9 protein-coding genes are annotated in these 20734 nt (G+C 42.3%); 8 read left to right on the forward strand and 1 reads right to left on the reverse strand.

All coding sequences use genetic code 11. From position 1 onward, the window contains the following. Positions 1-29: 29 nt before the first annotated feature. Entirely contained in the window at positions 30-1991 is a 1962-nt protein-coding gene (asnB, locus tag ACX6CI_RS23270) for an asparagine synthase (glutamine-hydrolyzing) (protein WP_458776040.1), read from the reverse strand. A 132-nt stretch (positions 1992-2123) separates the two neighbouring features. Here asnB and ACX6CI_RS23275 point away from each other — a divergent pair, with 132 nt between their 5' ends. From ACX6CI_RS23275 to ACX6CI_RS23310, 8 genes are all read left to right on the forward strand, one after another. Continuing rightward, positions 2124-3182, forward strand: coding sequence for a GNAT family N-acetyltransferase (locus ACX6CI_RS23275; protein ID WP_458776041.1), 1059 nt, complete (start codon positions 2124-2126; stop codon positions 3180-3182). An 89-nt stretch (positions 3183-3271) separates the two neighbouring features. After that, positions 3272-4477 (forward strand): DegT/DnrJ/EryC1/StrS family aminotransferase, encoded by a 1206-nt coding sequence (locus ACX6CI_RS23280; RefSeq protein ID WP_458776042.1) that lies wholly within the window; start codon positions 3272-3274, stop codon positions 4475-4477. Positions 4478-4535: 58 nt separating this feature from the next. Then, positions 4536-11144 (forward strand): amino acid adenylation domain-containing protein, encoded by a 6609-nt coding sequence (locus ACX6CI_RS23285; RefSeq protein ID WP_458776043.1) that lies wholly within the window; start codon positions 4536-4538, stop codon positions 11142-11144. After that, the gene (locus ACX6CI_RS23290; protein WP_458776044.1) at positions 11141-15649 is read left to right on the forward strand and encodes an amino acid adenylation domain-containing protein; all 4509 of its coding nucleotides are present in this window, start codon (positions 11141-11143) and stop codon (positions 15647-15649) included. Before ACX6CI_RS23285 ends, ACX6CI_RS23290 begins: the two co-directional genes overlap by 4 nt. Positions 15650-15776: 127 nt before the next feature. Beyond that, positions 15777-17618, forward strand: a complete 1842-nt coding sequence (locus tag ACX6CI_RS23295) for a CocE/NonD family hydrolase (protein WP_458776045.1) — start codon at positions 15777-15779, stop codon at positions 17616-17618. Positions 17619-17636: 18 nt separating this feature from the next. Continuing rightward, positions 17637-18464 carry a methyltransferase, TIGR04325 family gene (locus tag ACX6CI_RS23300; protein WP_458776046.1) on the forward strand — a complete coding sequence of 276 codons (828 nt, stop codon included), beginning with the start codon at positions 17637-17639 and terminating at the stop codon, positions 18462-18464. Positions 18465-18577: 113 nt separating this feature from the next. Beyond that, complete coding sequence (locus ACX6CI_RS23305) at positions 18578-19324, forward strand: alpha/beta hydrolase family protein (protein ID WP_458776047.1); 747 nt, start codon at positions 18578-18580, stop codon at positions 19322-19324. Then, positions 19321-20157 carry an alpha/beta hydrolase family protein gene (locus tag ACX6CI_RS23310; RefSeq protein WP_458776048.1) on the forward strand — a complete coding sequence of 279 codons (837 nt, stop codon included), beginning with the start codon at positions 19321-19323 and terminating at the stop codon, positions 20155-20157. The genes ACX6CI_RS23305 and ACX6CI_RS23310 overlap by 4 nt, the downstream gene beginning before the upstream one ends. Positions 20158-20734 lie beyond the last annotated feature (577 nt).

Below are 20734 nucleotides of genomic sequence, written 5' to 3' on the forward strand. Positions count from 1 at the left end.
TGAATTGTCCAAATTGTTAAATATATTTATTAGAGGTTTGCTACCCTTACATTTTTCAAATTTTTTGGTGTTACAATCGCAAAGTTTTTTATCATCTTTTCATAAAGTATCTGGCTGGATAAAATACCAACAAAGGCCATGTTTTCTTTAAAACCTTGCCGGCCTTTCTTGCGGCATTTCTTAATGAGTTTCTCTACATTCTTGTGCTTAAATAGTCCGGCTTCTTTAATTAAACTCTCGGAGAGATAGTATTCTAAGTAATCAGGTTCAGCATCAGTAAAAAAACTACTGGTGTCTGGAGCCATGTAGGGTTGTTTTTTTCGCTTTAGGATACTCCCAGGTAGTATATCACTCACCGCCTGTTTCAGTATATTTTTTTCATTCAGTACTTTCATTTTATATTTGCTTGGGATGCGCCCTGCATATTCAACAACTCGGTGATCAAGGAAGGGGAATCGTCCCTCTACCGAGTTGGCCATTGCCATACGATCTCCTTGAGATGAAAGCAAATAATTTGCCATAAGGACTTTGCATTCGACATACTGTGCTCTATTGAAAAAATCCAACCCCAGCAGGTTTTCTTGTAAATGTGACAAGCAATTGGGGGCTTTCGATGCACGTTCGAGTATTTCAGCAGTAAAAAATAGATGGGTCCCCTTGGTTGTTTTCCAACGTGGTCTATGGGCGAAAAAAGGGTCATGTATATCTGCATCTGTTGCGAAGAATTTTTGTGCATATTCAGCAGATCGTGTTGGAGATAGGGCTAGATAGGGATAGAGGCGTTTTAGAAGTTGCGGGCGGAGCTGTGAGTTCGGTTGAGATTGAATGAAAGCTCTGATTTTTGCTTCTTTGAAAATGTCATACCCACCAAGAACTTCGTCCGCCCCCTCCCCAGTAAGTACAACTTTGTAGTTGTTTTGGCGTACCAGTTTTGACAGCAGAAAAAGTGGGGTCGGGGCCGTGCGTAATATTGGGGCTTCCGTATGCCAGATTACCTCAGGAAAAGCAGTCGCAATATCATTATATGAACAGGCAACTCTGTGATGATCGGTGCCGAGGTAATCCACCATAGAGTTTTGTTCCTGCGATTCATCGTAGATCTTGTCTTTAAAAGTTACAGAAAAAGTTTTAAGGGGATTATCCGTATAATTTTTTATAATTGAAGTAATGGCGGAAGAGTCCAGTCCTCCACTTAAGTATGCACCTACCTGTACATCTGCTCGCAGACGAAGACGTACGGAATCGATAAGTAACTCCCTTAATCCTTCAGCGTACTCCTGTTCTGATAACACCCCTGGGTCATCAGGGCAGAAGGGCAGCGACCAATAAGACTGTGGTGCTTCAACTCCGGATGCACTCACTTCCATATAATGTCCCGGAAGAAGCTGTTGTACCCCTGTGAAAATTGTCTCTTCCCCTGTGGGACTCCAGAAAGTGAAAATCTCACTCATAACACGCGGATCTATCTCTCTTGGAATGGAAGAGCTTGCACAAAATAACGATTTTATTTCTGAACCAAAATAAAATGAACCATCATAAGTTGTATAAAAAAGCGGGCGAATACCCATCCGGTCGCGAGCCAGAAAAAGACTCTGTTTGTTGGAATCATAGATGGCAATGGCGAACTGCCCGTTTAGGTCATTAAGACAATTAACGCCCTTTTCCTCGTATAGATGAAGGATGACTTCAGTATCCGATTGAGTAATGAAAATATGTCCTCTTTTTAATAAACCTTCACGCAACTCAGGATAATTAAATATCTCACCATTGAAAACAATCCACAATGACCGGTCTTCGTTGGAGATAGGTTGCCAGCCACCTTCCAGGTCGACAATAGAGAGTCTTGCATGTGCTAAACCGACGTTTCTGTCGGAGAAAAAACCAAACCCATCTGGTCCTCTGTGCGTGACAGGGTGGATCATTTGCTCTAGTGTTCGATGAGCATCTGGCTGTTTATGAGTTATATGGTAAAAACCAGCTATACCGCACATATTTATAGTGTCATTAATTTAATGTTTCTTATCTCTATTGCTAAACAGTATGTTATTATGTCTTAAACTATCATAGTTTTATAAGTATAAAAAATTAATTCTAACTTTAACACCATCAATCAATTTCTTAAAATGGTCACTGTACGGCAGGTAGAAAAAAAGGATCAAAAACGTTGGAACAATTATGTTCTGTCTCATCCTGAGGCCTCACCATATCACCTCTGGGCCTGGAAGGATTCTGTTGAGCAGGCTTATGGCCATACATCATTCTATCTTGTCGCCGAATATAATGAAAAGGTCGTAGGTGTTTTCCCTTTATTCAATTTACGATTCCCCTGGTTATTAAATGAGTTAACCGCACTGCCTTTTTGTGACGTGGGGAACTGTCTTGCTGATTCATTCGCTATACAAAATGCTCTGGTAAATCAGGCTAAAGCAGTGGTCGATGAGAAGCTGTGCAACAAGAGCAGTCTGCGCGGCAGTATGGAGAATGTTGATGGGCTAAGCGAAAGTCTGCATATTAACGAAGGTGGTAAAGTGAGAATGTGTCTTTCTTTGCCAGGTTCTGCAGAAATTCTGTTGGCGAGTTTTAAATCCAAACTTAGGAGCCAAATCCGTAAAGCGGAAAAAAACGGTGTTCAATTCCAATGGAAGGGTCAAGAGGGAGTTAATGATTTTTATACCGTTTATAGTCAGAATATGCGCGACCTGGGTTCGCCACCACACTCAAAAAAATGGTTTAATTCCATAATGGTCAATTACGGCGAGAGAGGACGAATAGGTCTTGCTATATATGATGGGAAGTGTATTGGTGCTGGATTGATCTTGTCGACAAGTCTTGTGACGGCTATTCCCTGGGCATCAACTCTACGCGAATTTAACTACCTCAGTCCCAACATGCTATTATATTGGAATTTTTTAAAGTATAGCTCAGGTGGCGCTTTTAAATTCTTTGATTTCGGACGCTCTACAGAAGGAGAGGGCACATACAAATTTAAAAAACAGTGGGGAGCTAAGGCACAACCGCTCCAATGGTATTCTTTTCACGGTGAATCGAGCAATGATGTAGAAAATAAACCTCAAAATAATGAAGGGACTTCTCGCCACGTTGTAGCCTCATTATGGAAGAAGCTTCCTTTACCCGCGTCCAATTATATCGGACCAAAGTTGAGGAAATACATAAGCTTATAGTTTGTTGTCGTCACCTGCTTATCTGAATATATTTGCATCAAAGAATGCTTTATTACAATATGGCTATATGAACACTGGTATCTGAAAAAATGAGAATAGGACGAACACTCCCTCCTGCAGCATCACCTATACCGCTGATAGATATCTTACAAGCCCTTCCTGCTTGCCTAATTCAAAAAGATCATGGGGGCCGTTTCGAGCAAGAAATACTCCAGGAATTTGGCTCAAAATATTGCTTTCTTTTATCCTCAGGTAAAGCCGCCTTAACGCTGATTCTTCTGGCTTTAAAAGAAATGTACCCAGACCGTGATAGAGTTATACTCCCTGCCTTTACTTGCTACTCTGTTCCTGCGGCAGTAAAACGTGCTGGACTGAAGATAGTGCTCTGTGATTTCGGACGTGATTCCCTGGATCTTGATAAAGAAAAACTAAGTAAAATTATTGCTGAAGATACGCAAGATAAAAAAATCCTTTGTGTTCTGCCAACGCACCTTTTTGGCTACCCAGCAGATGTTGCTGGAGTTGAGGCTATTGTTGGACCTGAAATTACTGTTGTTGAGGATGCAGCTCAAGCTATGGGAGAGATAGTAAACACTGACAAACTCGGTGCAATTGGAGATGTAGGTTTTTTCAGCTTGGGACGGGGAAAGGCATTGTCTTCGATGGATGGAGGTATAATAGTTACTAAAAGAAAGGATGTGGCGGATAACATCAGACTATTAAGCGCTCCATTAAAAGGATGTACGAGGTTAGATAGTTTTAGTATGTCATTGAAAACTGCGTTGACAATGCTCTTGCAAAAACCCTGGTTATTTTGGCTACCAAAGTCTGTTCCTTTTTTGAAACTGGGTGAAACACTATATGAGCCTGATTTTTCAATACAGCAACTATCATCTTTCCAGGTAAAGTTGGCTGCAAATTGGCAAAAAAGATTAAAGAGCCATCAACGTGCAAGACAAAAAAATAATGATTATTGGGACAAAAAATTACCTGATAGCTTTACTCGTTTTAATCGCATTGGTGGCTCAAGTATGATTAGATTGGCGGTGTTGGCGCCAAATCCAGAGGTGAGGGATTATATCCTCAAGCAAAGTGAGCAACACGGACTGGGAATAATGTCTGCGTATCCATCTCCGATAAATATGATTTCGGATATTTCCGATGAATTCTCTGATGTCCAATTTCCCCATGCGGAACATGTATGTGACCGTATTCTGACTCTACCTGTTCATGAATATGTTAGGCCAGAGGACAATGAAAAAATTCTTTCTTTGCTAGTGAAATACCGGGCTTAAAGGAGGAGGTAGTTCCGGATGGTTAATACAATTATCATATCTAAAAAAGGATTTGAATGTGGGTAAAACACAGAATCCAGCTTCGATTATATACCATTTCCTACAGGTCGTTGAACGGAACCCTCACCGAGTTGCTGTTGTATACAAAGACCAGAGTGGCTGGCAAAGTCTAACGTATTCTCAACTGCTAGAGGAAGCAATTATAGTCGCATCCCGGTTAGAAGAATTAGGTGCTCAGAAGGGTGGTGCCGTAATGCTGCCTTCTATGAGGTGTGCGTCCTTGTGCGGAAGCATGCTTGGTATCCTTTGGATTGGCGGTCATTATGTGTTTCTGGATCCCAATTATCCAGAAGATCGACAGAAATTTATCTGTACAGATGTTGGAGCCAGGTTCGGACTTTTTGAAGGAGAAGAACCACCACTAAAGTCCACTGGGCTTAATTGGTTACAGTTGCCATTAAAAAGAAGCGAAAACAAAAGGCCGGAAAGCGTTGTTGATGCTGAGTTGCCTGCTTACATAATGTATACATCCGGCTCAACCGGAAAACCAAAAGGCGTTTCAGTTCCTCATCGAGGCGTAACCCGCCTTGTTGTTAATACCGATTATATTAATTTTGACAGTTCACAGGTTTTTTTACAGCTGTCGGCACTGAGTTTTGACGCATCCACCTTTGAGATCTGGGGTGCCCTTCTCAATGGGGGAACCTGTGTACTGCACCCAGAAAATGGGCTCATATCTCCTGCTGTCGTTCAGGATACGATACTAAGCCAGGGAATTACGACACTATGGCTGACATCTTCTTTGTACAACACGATCATTTCTGAAGATCCGGATACATTAAAAAACATACAACAGTTGCTCACAGGTGGAGAGGTGCTCTCCGTCCTTCATGTTAAGAAAGGACTGTCGTTATTGCGCGATACCAGGCTGTTTAATGGGTATGGACCCACTGAAAACACCACGTTCACAACAATATATCCCATTCCTAAAGAACTGCCCGATGAAATTAAACGTATCCCCATTGGTTATCCTATTCCAGGAACTATCTGTGAGCTTTTTGATGAACAGCTTAAGCCGGTTACAGAAATTGGTAGAGAAGGTGAGCTGATAGTTTTTGGAGATGGGGTGGCTCTTGGCTATTTGAATAGGCCTGATCTCACAGCTGAGCGCTTTATTGATGTCAAGTGTAGTGACGGTAAGCATAGGAGGGGGTATCGCACTGGCGATATCGTTGTAAAAAATAAAAATGGTTCGTACGATTTTCTACAGCGCATAGATAAGCAGGTAAAAATCGATGGACATCGAATAGAACCGGGCGAGATTGAACTCCGTCTCAATCAGCTCGACGAAATTGTCGAAGCTCGTGTTGTTGTTAAAACAGGTCCAAAGGGACAAAAGCGACTGGCGGCATATTACGTTGGCCATGCTGAGGTGGAAAGCAGTCGCCTGAGGTCAGCACTGGCTGAAATCTTGCCTGTTTTCATGATTCCCCACTTTTTTGTCGCTTTACCTGAATTACCGAAAAACCAGAACGGCAAACTTGATGAATCAAAACTTCCGGATCCTTTTACAAACACCGGTGAATCGGAAGATCCTGGAAATATGGTGGCAGATTGCTGGTCCAAAATTCTTGGCAGGAAAGTGGGTTTACATGATACTTTTCTGGATGCTGGGGGCACTTCTCTAGAGGCTTTGCAACTTACGCAATTACTGGCAAGGAATTTCAAACAAGAGCTTGGGGCCACATTTGTTTTTGAATACTCGACTATCTATTCTCAATCACTTTTCTTTCAGCCTGAGAGGAGTAAAATTGTTGCTGAAGTCTCCAGTGCAGGACCTTCTGGAACGAGGAAGAAAATTGCTATTGTGGGAATGGCTTGTCGTTTTCCTGGAGCGAATAATGTTGACGAGTACTGGCAGAATCTTCTTGAAGGCAAAGAGACCATAAGCTTTTTCAAAAAAGAGGAGCTTGAGAGTGAAATTGATCAGGCAGACATAGCCCACAAAGACTATGTGCTCGCCAAAGGCATTATTGACAACTGTGAGCACTTTGATGCTGCATTCTTTGGGATATCTCCCCTTGAAGCAAAAATCATGGACCCACAGCAACGCATAATGCTCCAGCTTGCCTGGCATGCGCTTGAAGACGCTGGACTTGCAAACGATGATCAGAGTTTGCGGATTGGCGTATTTGCTGGGATGAATTGGGCCAGATATTTCCAGCAATACGTACTGAACAACAAAGAGGTAAAAGACACTTTCGGTTTGTTTAACGCCAGCCTTGCCAATGAATCTGATTTTCTCTGTTCACGTATCTCTCACAAGCTCAACCTCAAAGGGCCAAGTATTAATGTCTTCACTGCGTGTTCAACAGGTCTTGTGGCGATAGCCCAGGCATGCGCAAATATAGAAAGCGGCGAATGTGAAGCAGCGCTTGCTGGAGGTGTATCTGTCTCTACTCCAGTAAAAAGTGGATACATGTATCAGGAAGGAAGTATGCTCTCAAAAGATGGGCATTGCCGGCCTTTTGATGTAGATGCCTCAGGAACCACATTTAATGATGGTGCTGGGTTTGTTGTCTTAAAAAGACTTGATCTGGCTGAACGGGATGGAGATATCATCCATGCTGTTATAAAGGGATATGCAGTAAACAATGACGGCAAAAATAAAGCGAGTTTTACTGCTCCAAGTGTGAAAGGTCAAATAGAGGTTTACAATGCGGCAATTGCTAAAGCGGGAGTAAGCCCTGAATCCATCGGTTTTATAGAAACTCATGGTACAGCAACACCTCTGGGAGACCCAATCGAGCTAAAGGCCTTGGCCGAAAGCTATTCACCTGCCACTGATAATAAGAAGGATAGCTGTGCAATAGGATCTGTTAAATCCAATATAGGCCACACTATACATGCCGCTGGCATCGCCAGCTTCATTAAAACTGTAAAGGCAGTGGAATCAGATAAAATTCCTGCTACTCTTCACTTTACAACACCTAATCCAAAGCTTGAATTAGAAAAAACACCGTTTTTTGTAAACAATAAGATCTCTTCATGGCGCACAGAGATGCCCCGAAGAGCTGCCGTGAGTTCTCTTGGCGTTGGAGGTACCAATGCCCACGTTATCATTGAGCAGTATGTCGATAAAGAAGCAGCTAAAAGACAGCAATTAGAAGCGGTAACACCGCATCCGGGTTATCCCATTTTTCTGTCGGCAAAAGATAGGGAATCACTCAACCAGCTTATAGAGGATTACCAGAAGTTTTTCTCCACAAAACCCAAAGATGAAAGCCTTCTCAACGTATCTTACACCTCGTTATCCCACCGTCAGCATTTTAAATACAGAGCTGCCTTCTCCGGGACTACTGCAGGTGATGCACTTAAGCAGCTAGAAAACAGGAAATCAATCACCTTCGGAAAATATCCAGAGCATTCTGGTTCAAAAATAGGGTTCATGTTTTCAGGGCAAGGGTCCCAGCGAAAATTGATGGGCCAGTGGCTCTATCAAAATGATGAGCAATACAGGGGGACTCTAGATAAAGGATGTCTCATTATCAAATCGCATCAGGGAGTTGATCTTAAAGATCTCCTCTTTGGTGAATCTGCTCCTGCCGATCTTGATATCAACCAGACACAAATAGCGCAGCCAGCACTCTTTCTTATTGAATATGGTTTGGCCAAATACCTGCAATCATGCGGCTGTCACCCTGATTTTCTGATTGGCCACTCCATTGGTGAATTTACGGCTGCAGCACTTGCCGGTGTCATGAGCTTTGAGCAGGCGGTTCAGATTGTCTGTAAGCGCGGGGCATTGATGCAGTCATGTAAACCAGGGAAAATGCTTGCTGTCATGGCTACACCTGATAAAGTTGAGACATTGATTACGACGGGGTTGAGTCTGGCTGCTGTTAATGCTCCCGACCGACTCGTACTGTCCGGTCCTGGAGAAAGCATTCATAGAGCGGCAGCAGAACTTGAAACAAATGATATAAGCTGTTCTGTGCTCTATACCAGCCACGCCTTCCATTCTGAAATGATGGAGCCTATTGTTGATGAATTTCGTTCTTTTATTGCAACAATGGACTTGGCGCCGCCTGAGTTATCGATTTTTTCCACAGCTACCGGTAAGCTAATGACGGCAGAACAAGCCACTGATCCCACATACTGGGCCACACAGATACGAAATCCAGTACGATTTGCCGAAGCAATTTCCTCTGCCAAAAATCAATTCGCAAAAGAAAATATTGCCTTTGTAGAAGTTGGTCCCGGAAAAGTCCTCTCAACTCTTGTTCGTTGCCAGAATGCGGAATCAAAAAACCACATTCTCACAGTAGCCCCTTCTTCTGCAATTGATGATTCTTTTATCGCAGAATTCAGTGGAACTTTAAACAGTTTATGGGCTTCAGGTTTCAAGGTAAATTGGTCTCATTTCTTCAAAGGGGTCAACCCTGGTAGAACCAAGTTGCCAGGATATGCCTTTTTACCCATACGACATTGGCTTTCATTGCCAAACTCTACTGTAGCCCCTCCGGTCAAGCAACCGGCGGCTATTGACTTTCAAATAGAAAAACAGACGATATCTATGAGCGCAGAAGAACATTCAACAACTATAGAGAAAAAATTACGAGACCTGCTTGAAGAAGTGAGTGGTTTTGATCTGGCAGAAGTAGGCGCAGATGATCATTTTAGTGAAATTGGTCTTGATTCACTTCTGTTAACCCAGGCTGCAACAATGATTGATCGTCAGTTTTCTGTGGGTACAACATTCAGGCATTTAGTTGAAGAGTACACCAGTATCGGCCTGCTGCGTGATTTCATAGCAGAGCAGGTCCCACCGGAAACAAAAGAAAATGCGGTAGAAAATCCCATTTCGGGCATAAACGCTCATCTGGATGAGGTGAATATGGCAATGTCACACAACCCTAATAATCCACCGAGTAACATCGAACAGCTTATTGCCCAGCAATTGCAGATTATGCAGCTTCAGCTACAAGCAGTAAGTGGGGGTGGCAGTATCAGCGGTTCACAGATACCATTGTCTGTAGCTGGAAATACACAAACAGCGACAACGGTTCCAGCGGAATCAGCTGATACAGAGTCGCAACAAAAGACAGCACCTGCTGAATCAGCTGTTCGTCATACTCCCGGCACTAGGATAACCAGGGAAAAAGTGGGAGCAAAACTTACAAAGGCCCAAGAGAAATGGATTAATGAAAAGTTGACAGCGTATCAACAAAAGTTCGCTGCTTCGAAACACTATACCCAGGAAAACCGAAAACATTTTGCTGATCCGCGCACTGTTTCGGGTTTTAATCCTGAATGGAAAGAGATAATTTTTCCTATTGTGGTACATAAGTCCAAGGGCTCAAAAATCTGGGATATTGATGGAAACGAGCTGATCGATACCTCAAACGGTTTTGGTCCAATCTTTTTTGGTCATTCTCCTGATTTTGTTACTGAAGCAGTAAAGAAACAGATCGATGAAGGAGTAGAAACCGGACCGCAATCACCGCTAGCAGGAGAAGTTGCCAGACTTTTTTGCGAGCTTACCGGCAACGAACGCTGCTCATTTGCCAGTACAGGATCTGAAGCTGTAATTGGAGCAATTCGATTAGCGAGAACTGTGACTGGACGAGACAAGGTTGTCATGTTTGAGGGAAGCTATCACGGTATTTTTGACGAGGTAATCAACCGCCCCGGAAAAAATCACCAGGCATTGCCTGCTGCTCCAGGAATAGCGCGTGAAATGACAAGCAATATGCTCGTACTGCCATGGGGTGATCCTGAAAGTCTGGAAATCATCAAAGAAAAAGGGACCGAGCTTGCCGCTGTGCTCATAGAGCCAGTTCAGAGCAGGCATCCTGATTTTCACAGCCCTGAATACTTGAAGAAAATTCGTGAAATAACTGAGGAGAGCGGGGCTGCAATGATTCTTGATGAGGTTGTGACCGGATTTAGAACTCATCCTGGAGGAATACGCAAGTTGTTCGATATTGATGCTGACCTTGCTACTTACGGTAAAGTTATTGGTGGTGGGTATCCAATCGGAATTATCGGGGGCAAAGCCAAATTTATGGATGCTCTCGATGGTGGCTACTGGGAATATGGCAATGACTCTATACCGGAATGTGGAGTGACGTTTTTCGCAGGGACTTTCGTGCGCCACCCTGTCGCCCTAGCCGCAGCAAAGGCTGTTTTGGATCGAATAAAAGCTGATGGCGGTAAATTATACAAACAGCTTGAAGACAACACATCACAAATGGCTGAAGAGGCTAAATCTTTCATCACACAGCTTAATTGCGATGTCAAATTCGAGTATTTTAAATCAATTTTTTATTTTGCAGTCCCGGCAAATGCTCATTGGGGACACTTACTTTTCATTCTTATGACATTTGAAGGTATACACACCCAGCAGTTCAGGCCGAATTTTCTCACTACCGCTCACAGCACTGAAGACATCTCGGCCATTCTGTCTGCTTTCAAGAAATCTCTGGCCCAGCTTGTTGCTCATGGTCTGATAGATGGCGATATGGTTGCAGCCAAGAAGTTTCTAAAAACTAAGGCCGATATTCCTGCTGGCGCCAGGCTTGGGAAAAACACAAGAGGGGAACCTGCATATTTTATAGAGGATCCGAAAAAATCAGGTGAATACATTGAGGTGGGAAAACCATGACTGAAAAGCACTCTTTTGATCCTTTTGCCGGTGGAGAATTATTACGGGTCTCACCAACAACTGCACCGCAGCAGGAGATTATAGCAGCCGCGAAAATGAGCGACGAGGCAAATACGGCTTTCAATGAAGCCATAGCCCTGCAAATAGACGGATCAATTGATGTGGACTTGCTGGAGAGATGTTTTAATACTCTGGCTGAAAGACATGAAGTTCTGAGAACAACCTTTTCGCCTGCCGGTGATGAGCTATGCCTGCAGGAACCGAAAAACGTAGTATTTGAGTATGAAGACCTGCAAGGCGAGGATGACAACAGCAAGAAGAAAGTCATCCAGACGCTTTTGAAAAATATAGCCATCTCTCCAATGAATCTTGAGGAGGGTCCTCTATTATTTGTCTATCTCAAACGACGAGAAGAGTCTCTTTATGAACTCATTGTCGCAACACATCACCTCGTTTGTGACGGCTGGTCTTTTGGTATAATGTTGAAAGAGCTCGGAGAGCTCTACAACAATAATGGATCGGCCAGCTCCCTTGGTGAATCACTCTCATTTTATGACTATGCTGAAGAACAGTCTGCAACATCTGTTAAAAATGTTGACGCCGATTTCTGGCTCGATTCTTTTGAACAATTACCCCCATCACTCGACCTGCCTCTGGATAAAACCCGCCCGGCAACACGAAGTTTCTCCGCTGCCAGACTGGATTATTCAATGGATACGTCTCTAGTTGAGCAACTGCCTAAGGCGGCTTCAGCTCTAAAGTCCAGCAAGGTAAATTATGTACTGGCGGCCTATTTTTCATTGCTCTATAGACTTACCGGCAATGAGGATATTGTAGTCGGTCTGCCTCTAGCTGGTCAGGCTGCCTTTAATCGGCTAAACCTTTTTGGTCATCTGGTTCATCTTATTCCCATCAGGTTGCAACTGAGTGGAGAGGCAACCTTTGCTGAACTGGTTAATATGGTAAAACAGGAAGTGATCAGGGCCTCTGAACACCCAAATTTTACGTTTGGTCAGTTGCTGGAAAAGTTTACGGTCGATCGCTCAAGAGTGCCAATAATAAGTACCATTTTTAATATTGACCAGCCTGCTCCGCCTATTCAACTGGGTGCGGCAACGGCTTCGGTTCGTTCAGTGCCTCGGGCTGCCGAGAGTTTTGAAATATTTCTCAACATTGTTCCATCAGCTAAAGAGCTTTTGATAGAGGCTACATACTCAAAAGCTCTTTTTAGTGATGATACCATTTCCTCATGGTTGACTGCCCTTGAATCAATATTACGAATCGCAATTACAGATCACAATACTCAATTAAATAATTTGCAACTTGCCAGTGAACCTCCTGAGCTGGCCCGGGAATTTAATCAAACCGAAAAAGAACTTGTCTTTAAAGATGTAATTTCAGCTTTCTTATATCAACAAAAACAAAACCCTGACGCCGTTGCAGTTATTTCCGAAGACACTCCATTAACATATACAGAACTTGACGATAGCTCATCTCAGCTGGCTCAGCACCTCTATAACAACGGTGTTCGTGAAGGCTCAATCGTAGGCATTTGTTGTCAGCGTTCCAGTAATTTATTGCAAAGCACCCTGGCGATTTTAAAACTTGGTGCAGCTTACCTGCCTCTTGATCCGGATTTTCCAGAAGATCGCCTGGTGTATATGCTTAAGGATAGTGGGGCCGTTGCGGTTATTGAAGACAATTTAGCTCCGGAAGGGGTTAAAGATGCAGAGATTTTCCATCTCAACCTTGAAGTTATGGACGCCCCCAGCTCAATTGATGTCGCTCTACCAGTGCTTCAAACAAAAGATGATCGCCTCGCCTACACGATTTATACATCAGGATCGACAGGAAAGCCAAAAGGTGTAAACATACAAAACATTGCCATGATCAATTTTTTAGAGAGCATGGCCGAAACTCCGGGATTTTCCAACAAAGATCGTTTGCTTGCCGTAACCACGTTATCGTTTGATATCTCTGTTCTTGAACTCTTTTTACCAATAATTGTTGGCGGAACCACAATAATTGCCAGCAGGGAGGATTATACAGATGGAGAAAGGCTTTCGACGCTGCTCCTGCAACATCAGATTACTGTTATGCAGGCTACCCCGAGTACCTGGCGGTTGCTCTTGGCTAGCAGTTGGGGGAAAAACAGTAGTGCAGCCCAGCAACCTCTAAAAGCGCTCTGCGGTGGGGAACCTTTGCCTCAAAGTCTTGTTAATGAATTACTGCCAATGGTTTCAGAACTTTGGAACATGTATGGCCCGACTGAGACAACGGTCTGGTCAACCTGTAAAAGGATTGATTTTTCCGATGCATTTATAGCCATCGGACCTCCGATAGCCAATACCCAGATTTATATTCTAGACAGCAACCTGAAGTCGCTTCCTATCTCCGTCCCGGGTGAACTCTGTATTGGCGGAACCGGCGTAACACTTGGATATCGAAATCGTCCTGAATTGAACGCGGACAGATTTGTCGAGCATGCTGAGTTTGGACGTATCTACCGAACCGGAGATTTTGCAAAAATTCATCCAAGTGGAGAAATTCAACACCTAGGCCGTATGGACGATCAGGTAAAGTTAAGAGGTTACCGTATCGAGCTTGGTGAGATTGAAACGGCTCTGGCAAACTGTGAAGGTATAAAACAGGCTGCAGTCTATTTGTGGACGCTCGGTGATGAAGATATTCGTATTGTTGCCTGCTGTGTGCCCGAACAAGAAGGACATTTCGAAACTATACGCCTTCGCAAACAATTACGCTCTGTATTGCCAAGCTATATGGTGCCGCAGTACCTTCTTAGTATTGAGGCGCTGCCTCTTACACCAAATGGTAAAATTGACAAGCGATCATTACCGCGTCCGGAAATAACTGAATCTGCCATACTGTCAACCGGTTTACTCCAAACTGATTCAGAAAAGACAATAGCTGGAATCTGGTCGGATCTTTTGAAGATTACTGGAAATATAAGCCGTGAGGATAATTTTTTTGAGCTGGGTGGTCATTCTTTGTTAGCGCTTGAAGCAATTCGAAGAATTGAAATTGCAACAAAAATGCGTCTGGAACTGGCACAAATAGTAACAGAAAGACTCGTCACGATAGCTGAGAAAGTAAGCGACTCTGAAACTGCCAGTGTTAATAAAACTAGCGGGCCAAGTCCCTTACCGCATTCAGTTACAAGGCAACTCAGTGCAGAGCAGAAAAGACTTCTTCAGAGACAGCTTGATTTTCCAAATAATACATCAAATAATCTTCCAGCTGCTTGGTTGTTTGATGGAGAGCTTGATCTGGATGCATTTCAGAACAGTGTAAAAAGAGTATTTGAAAGGCAGACTGCACTACGAACAATTGTGGTGAAAAAAGAAGAAAATTATTCTTTGAATTTAATACATATTTCAGATGTAGATTTTTTACGCGTTGAGGACTATTCTAAAAAAACTGATGCTATGGAAGAAGCAGTGAAGGATGCGAATTTGTTGGCATCAAAACCTTTTGATGTACTTAATAACTTTCTCTGTCGAACCACATTGTACCAGATAAATCCCACGAGCAATCTCCTCGTTTTTATACCCCACCAACTTGTTTTTGACGGTTGGTCTTTTGATATATTCTTAAGCGAACTTGAGGCTTTTTATGAAGCTGCGTTAGAACAAAGAACAGCGTCTCTTGATTTTTTGTCTTTTCAATTTAGAGATTATGCGGATTGGTCATCAAAAAGCCTACCAGACTCGAGTGTCCTCAATTATCACAAGCGTGTAGTTCAAAAGTATACTGATCATGACAGTTTTATTAATGCTGCTAAGCCGAAAGGCTGTTGTGGGAGAAGAAATGTAAAGCTTAAAAAAGATGCTTTACGTTCTGTGGAACTATTTTGCGAGAATCATCAATTCAGACTGCATGAAATCATATTTGCCGCTTTAGCCCAAGCCTATGGTGATTTTATAGATAAAAAAGAATTTTCAATTTGTTTGCCGGTAACAGGCAGATACACACCTGATGTAATAGGATTGGTCGGTTGTTTTGTTTCGACGCTACCGGCAGAAATAAACCTGTCCTATGATAACTTTGTCAGTAATGTTGAAGAAATAGCTTCTCAGCTTAGAGTTTTTCATGAGAATCAAGAAATTAGTTTTGCTCAACTAGCTACAAACACACCTTTTGAAAAACAGGCATTTCCCTCCATCTTATCCTTGAGTTTTGCTTACCAGGATATCAGAAACAGGCCCGTAACATTAGCCGATCTGCAGATAACGCAGGTGAACATTGATCGAAAACACACTGAATTTCCTCTAGAGTTCTGGGCGAGAATTGAAGATGATGGCGTACTGCTGGTAATTGACTATGATGAAGGTCAGGTTGACACTGAATTGATCGATTCGATTTTGACAACAGCCACTGAGACCTTGGAGAATCTTGATGCCGCAACCATAGAAGCGGCCAGCCAAAAAAATGGCACCGACAAGTCTCCCCAAAAAAAATCTCTTTGGAGGCGTTTGTTTCAATGATAACGATCAAGGATCTATATGGGCTCACTTACCAGCCTGTTTTATGACTAGCTGTAATGTACGCATTTCGGGAAAAACTATTTTTATGCAGATTGCCTTCTAAGTTTTTATGCTACGTGATTTGACAATGAAGAAAATGCTGTTTGGAATACTGTTTTTGGTTTTATGTGTATCTTCAATGGGTTTTACTAACAGCAAAAACTTTATTTCTTTTGTTGGTGATGTGACAGCACCTTTGCGATTTGGATTATTTAGGCAAAGCAATGTCATGATCGCAATGCGTGATGGTGTCGCTTTAGCGACTGATATTTATCGGCCATTAAATGGAGGAGCTCTTCCAGCAATACTAATCAGAACAACATATGGTTCATTTCAGTTCAACGGAATTAAGTTATTTGTTGATAACGGTTATGCTGTCATTGTTCAGGATGTTCGAGGGAGATATGCTTCGGAAGGTGAGTCGTATTCCCCACATCGATATTCCCGCAATGACGGTTTCGATACCATAAGCTGGATTGTTGAGCAGAAATGGTCTTCAGGCAAAGTTGGTTCCTATGGCTGCTCGTATCTTGGAGAAAGCCAAATAGTATTAGCGGCAGCTAATCACCCCAACCATATGGCTATGATAGCTGAAGGGGCTGGCGGAGCAATTGGGAAAGCAAAGAATAGTTATGGATATTTTGGTGTTTATGAAAATGGCGTCTTGAACTTGGCCAGTGCACTGGGTTGGTTTACTGCAGAAGGGGCGAAACATTCCAAGATTACTAAACGACCGCCTGATTATGCTGTTAAAATGCAGGAAGAAATGAACAGTTTACCCATAAGTCAACTCGCCAGAAACGTTGTTCCTTACGAAACTGGTTTCGATGATTTTGTGTCGCATAAGCTCACCGATTCCTGGTGGGAGGAGGAGGGGTATATAGACAATAATGATACATTTTCTGCAGCTGTTCTACATGTTAACACCTGGTACGATCAGACGGTACATGATACGTTTCGGCTTGCAGAACATTTAGCGGAAAACGCCCAGCATCCAAGAGCAAAGTCGCAGCATGTCCTCATTGATCCGGGCAATCATTGTTCTGCAGGTAGGTTTAAAAAAGGGCCAGTTCAGGTAGGTGAAATGGCATTTAATTACAAGGAAATTGACTTCAGTAGAATCTATCTTGATTGGTTCGACTACTGGCTCAAAGGTAAAAAAGTGGACCTTCCACCACGTTTTAAGTATTTTTTAATTCATGGCAACAGTTGGAAAACAGCGGAAAAGTGGCCTCCTCCAAATGTAAAAAAACAGAGGTATTACCTGGATGCTGATGGTTTCTTAGGAACTGGTAAACCGGAATCCTCTTTTGATGATGATAGCAGTGCTAATTTTGATTCCTATGTTTATGATCCTCTAAATCCAGTACCTACCAGAGGAGGTTCTATCTGCTGTACAAAGCGGGAAGGTGATATTTCTGGTGCTGTAGATCAGCGGCCACTTAAAGAAAGGGACGATGTTTTGATCTATACCTCCGATGCCCTGAAAGCTGATCTCGATCTGACTGGTAATGTGACAGCAGTTCTCAATGTATCTACAACAGCCTTGGACACCGATTTTACTGTTAAGATAGTCGATCAATATCCTGATGGGAAGGCTTTCAATCTGCATGATGGTGTTATCCGTTTGCGCTATCGTGAGGGGATAAATAAACCAAAGTTGGCGGAGCCAGAAGCAATATACAAAATAGAGTTGGAGTTGCGTCCTATTGCATATCGCTTCAAAAAAGGGCATAAAATTGCTGTCTATATTTCCAGTAGTAATTTTCCGCGTCTTGCTCGCAACCTTAATACCGGTGCTGAAGAGTATAACAGCACAGTAGCAATGAAAGCAGAGAATAGGTTGTATAGAAGCTTATCTCAGATGTCATATGTTGATCTGCCCATAGTGGTGGAGAAGAAAAATGACCAGAGAGTTCCAAATAACTAGAGAGCTGTTGATAAAACTATGAATGCTACTATCAAGAGAAAAATTCTAGCAGGACTTGAACTGCTGCCATTTGGACGTGATATTTATCTACAGATGGCAAAGAATCGTTTGGGGATAAGTTATCGTGGAATATATGATAGTTACAATGATGCAAAAAAAGCATTACCCACAAATAAGCCTGGCTTTTATGATGTTATTAATAAAAATAAAGCAACCAACATAGAAACAGAAAAACAAGGCTTGGATGTTCGTTTTCAGGACATGGATTATCCGGTATTGTACTGGCTCACAAAACTTATGAAAAAGAACTCCATTGTGCTTGAGTTAGGTGGTAATATAGGCCATTTTTTTTATACTTTCGAAACGTTCAGCCTGTATCCTTCAGGTGTGCAATGGATTATTGCAGAGTTGAGAGAGGCCGTTTTGCTTGGACGCAAAATCGCAGAAGAACGTAATGAACAAAGACTCACCTTTGTTGAGAGCGACAAAATGTATAATCTGGGTGTCTCAGAGATACTCCTTACCTCTGGAACGCTGCAATACATGGATATTAGTCTGCCTCAGTTGCTAAATGAATTCCAGACGCTTCCCCCACATGTGATAGTACATAATCTTCCTTCACATAAGGATATGTCGTACTGGACACTACAAAATTTGGAGGTATGCGAAGTACCATATCGAATTTATTCGCAAGAGGAGCTACTCAGAGAAATGAAGAATCTTGGTTATGGGCTGGAAGCACAGTGGAAATATGACCGGAAAGTTGAGGTGCCTTATCATCTTGATATGCAGGTGGAGGGCTACCTCGGCTATTATTTTCGACTGGTTAGCAGTCAGAAGCAATGAAAATACTAACAACCATGAATAAAGCAAAAAAACAGGATTTGCCAACACATAGCCAATGCGGTGTGTGCTGGCAAGGATGTTAGTTCATTAAGTCAACAGGGGTAGATTGTTACATGATTGAGCCTTTCTTTTTTGATAATAACCGTTTATTTGGCTGTTACCACCCATCAAATAATATAGATTCGAGAAGACTTCTGGTTATTTGTCCACCGCTGTTTGATGAGTATCGCAGAGCTTATCGTGCACTTTCGCAATTGGCAATTGCTTGTTCGACAAACGGCATACATGTGCTGCGATTTGATTATTATGGTACTGCGGAATCCAAGGGATTAATCCAACAGGCAAGCATTACAGAATGGATAATGAACATTAACGAAGCGATCATAGAAGGGATCGCCCTAAGTGGTGCCAGTGAAGTCATCCTGCTTGGTATACGATTTGGAGCAACACTCGCTGCACAGTCTGATAATCCACTTATAAAACGCTATATTTTCTGGGATCCTATTCTCAGCGGTAAAGAGTACTTAAGCTGGCTGGCTGAAGTTAATCAGGATCTAAAAAAGAAGCATAGAAAAAATTCAGAAAGGAACAATTTACCTTTTGAAGAGATTGAGTATGTGAACGAAACTCTTTCAAGCACATTTAAAGAACAAATTGCAGCTGTCACCATTGGCCATGAAATGTTATCCAATGCTGACACAACTTCTCTCATAACAACAAATCCGAAGGCCCTTAGCCCAGATGATTTTATAAACTGTGAATTTCCGGGAATTGTCTACGAATGGCCCTATTACCATGATGGGGTTATCACTCAAAAACCGGTCTTAGAAACAATAGCTAAACAAGTTTTGAAACCATGAAAGAACATGCTTTTAGATATGGCGAACATAATCAGGGCTTGGGTGTTCTCACAATGCCTGATGATCCGGTGAATGCACCTGTTGTTGTCATGCTCAATTCAGGGCTTTCGTATCGGGCAGAACCATACCGTTTAAATGTTCTTGCCGGACGTCTTTTGGCAGAAATTGGCTATATTTGTTTGCGCGTTGACCTGTCAGGTAAAGGTGACACTCCAGCACGTGAAAATATATCAAACCGGGAATCTGTGGCTCTTGATTGGCAGTTCATAAAAAAAGCGTTGCAACATGAGTTCGGTGATCGGAATTTTATAATCTTTGGGCTTTGTTCTGGGGCTGACAATGGAATAAAAATTGCCGCACAAGATACATCAGTAAAAGGATTAATCTTGCTGGATGCCGTATCTAAAAGAGACAAGAGGTTTCGGCGAAGAGATTTTTTCAACAAAGTTACAAATATTTCAAAATGGAAGGATTTTCACAATATTCTTTATAGAAAGATAAAGACACAGCTATCAAGCGATGACGACCCATCTGCTTTCCCTATGAGTCTGCGTGATGAACCTACTGATATAGACATGGATAACTGCTTTAACAATCTGGTATCTTTAGATGGTAGAATATTAGCTGTATTTACAGGACAGACACTTTACCATTACAATGAGCTGGGGCAGTTTAGCCGAACGATGGGTGTCGAGGGTTTGGAGCAAATCACTGAGGAAATATTTTGGCCTAATGCTGAACATATTTATCCTGTAGAAGTGCACCGGGAGCAGCTCCTGCAAAAAATCGCATCGTGGGGGAATAAGCATTATTATCACTTGCAAAAACTATAATCATAAGAGTTTGAGGAAATTAAGTCCATTTTAAGGAGCTGCAACTTAAGTGGTTTCTTCACTTAGTCCTTTACCGTTACAATGCCAGTGTATATTTCTGTGTCTTAATGAGCTACTCCACTCCTTATACACCCGATAGAGAACTCAACAGCTATTGGCTCATAATTGGATATATTGTTGTTTTAAAGCGAATATTTGTGTGCCCCTTAGAGTGATTGTGGTATTTTACTTGGTGCATACTGTAGTTTGTGGAAAATTCCGGAAAAGTGTAATGTTGTAACGGTTAAATGGATAAATCAAGAAACCTGGCTGTACATCTCAAGGAAACAGAGTATTCTTTAGCATGATTGTCCTGTCTTTTTGCTAATCTTTTCACTGGGCCGAGACCATTGATTTTTAATGGTTTGTATTTAGATCGTATAGGATGTGTATGTAAAATTACAGCTCAGTAGTGTATCCATTTTTTTAAGAAAACCTAGCAAATTTCTTGGCTATATAGCCGGCAGTGAGAAAGATGGAACATTTACGTTTGATGAAAGTCACTTATTGTCAGACATTGATCAAGAGTGCTGAACAC

The organism is Desulforhopalus glucosivorans, assembly GCF_054397165.1.